At 42.3% G+C, this 2,360-nt stretch carries 1 protein-coding gene; it reads left to right on the forward strand.

Annotated features, from left to right (window positions below; genetic code table 11):
• The coding region (locus tag K339_RS37085) for an immunoglobulin domain-containing protein (RefSeq protein ID WP_211243791.1) at nt 1-2,360 on the forward strand (2,360 nt) is incomplete at both ends.

Here is a 2,360-nt window from a genome sequence, read left to right on the forward strand (position 1 = left end):
GGCACTCTTCTTCAAGCTAATTCCTTGACCTACACGCCTAGTGATGTACAAAGTACAACTACCTACCTTGTTAAAGCGAAAAATCAAACAAATGGGTGTACAAGTAGCACCACTAGCATCACAATTACTGTAAACAACCCTACTTCTCCCACCATAGGCGCTGAACCTACATTGATATGTCCTGGAAACCCCTCCATTCTATCAACGAGTTCTACATGTAACGGTGTTTTTATTTGGAGCCCGTCAGGGGGAGTTGTGAGTAGTGATACTAAAACATATACGGTTACTCCCACAGCTACTACAACTTACACCGTAAAATGTCAAGAGAATGGATGTTTATCCGTAGCAAGTAATAGCATTAAAATTACAGTAAAAGCATCGGAAACAGCCTCTGCACAGGACAAAAGCCGTTGTGGTAACGGTGTCGTAAATTTGACTGCCAGTGGTTGTTCTTCTGGTTACAATTGGTTTGGTACTCCTACTTCTACGACCCCTCTTGCTACTGCTTCTACTTACACAACTTCCGCCTTAACCCAAACAACAACTTATTATGTTGAGTGTACAGGTGGTACGGCTAGTTGCCCAAATCCACGAATAGCTGTAAAAGCAATTATTAATACAACAGAGCCACCAGTCATTGCTGGTAACAGCCCTCGCTTTGTATGTCCTGATAGTGCAGCTACTCTCACTGTCAGTGGCTGTACTGGGAATCCTAGCTGGGGATATACATTAAACACTGGTGGTTCAGGAACGTTAGCACTAACGACTACCAGTATTTCCATAAACTATGCCTCACTTAGTGCCGACACAACTTCGTATAAAGTGACGTGTCAAACTCCTTGTGGAGCAACTTTATCCTCAAATACCATAAAAGTTGTGCGCAAATCAGCTTGTACCCTCCCTACGGTTGGAGGCACAATCGCTGGAAGTACTACTACTTGTTCGGGTACAAATTCAACCATCCTTACCCTCAGCGGGCATACAGGGACTATTACCAAATGGCAATACTCTACCTCTAGTTCTTTTAGCAATCCCGTTGATATTGCCAATACAACTACTACCTATACAGCCAATAATCTTACTCAAACTACGTACTATCGAGCTGTTATACAGGCATCTTCGGGAGGTGTTGTTTACTCTTCCGTGGCTAGCATCAACGTTACTACAGCCCCAGCCTCACCAGTAAGCCAAGGAGATAAAATAGCTTGTACAACTCCATACCCTGCTTTAACAGTGAGCATAGCCAATGGGGAAAGTGTTGATTGGTTCACTAGTGCATCAGGGGGAACAAAAATTGCGACGGGGACAAGTTTTACCCCAAACACCTTTGGAACATACTATGCAGAAGCCATTAACCCTACAAGTCAATGTAAAAGTACGAGTAGAACTTCTGTAACTCTAACTTCAACTTCTGTTGATATTTCATCCATTACGCTAGTACAGCCTACCTGCTCTACAACAACAGGTTCGGCAGCTATTATAAGTACAGGTACTGATTTACAGTACTCAAAAGATAATATTTCTTGGCAGTCAACGAATACATTTAGTGGATTACTCCCTGGAACATATACATTTTATGTTCGTAAAACTTCGGCTACTTCCTGCATAGCTATAAGCAACTCCCAAACCTTGCTTGGTAGTAATGCTCCTGTTTTGACAACTATTCCCAATCAATCAATTGTACTAGGTACATCATTTAATCCTGTCACTGCTACTGTAACTAACGGTATATTAGTTAACTATCAATGGTTTAATAATAATGGAACAAACAATCCTACGCTAACTCCACTTTCGGGAGAAACTTCAGCTACATTAGGAAATTTACCGACTGTGATAGGAACATATAACTATAAAGTAATCGCCACTAGCCAAACCGATAATTCTTGTTCATCTTCTCAGATTGTGACTTTAAGTATTAGTCCATCATCATGTATAACGATAAAAACACAACCCTCTGATAGAGTTATCTGTAATGTAGGTTCGGGAGCCTCCGCCACTTTTTCTGTAAGCGCTACTGGAACAGCATTAACCTACCAATGGCAGAAAAATGGTACCAATATATTATGGGCTACTTCAAGTACTTATAGCTTCATACCAACCACCGCTGACCACGATGCCAAGTTCCGTTGCATCGTAAAAAGTAGCTCTTGTACCACTAGTATTACTTCTGAGGAGGCCAACCTGCGCGTTTATTCCACAAGCTATGCCCCCCAAACCATTTGTACCAATGGCCCTACCACACTTACTGCTCCTGTATTAGGACACGGAATTACCTATCAGTGGTACAGAACCACTGGTAATGTAAGCAGCCCCATCTCAGGTGCTAACACAGCTACGTACTCCATTACCCCCACTGCCGC

This window comes from Runella limosa DSM 17973 (assembly GCF_000482465.1).
Lineage (GTDB): Bacteria > Bacteroidota > Bacteroidia > Cytophagales > Spirosomataceae > Runella > Runella limosa.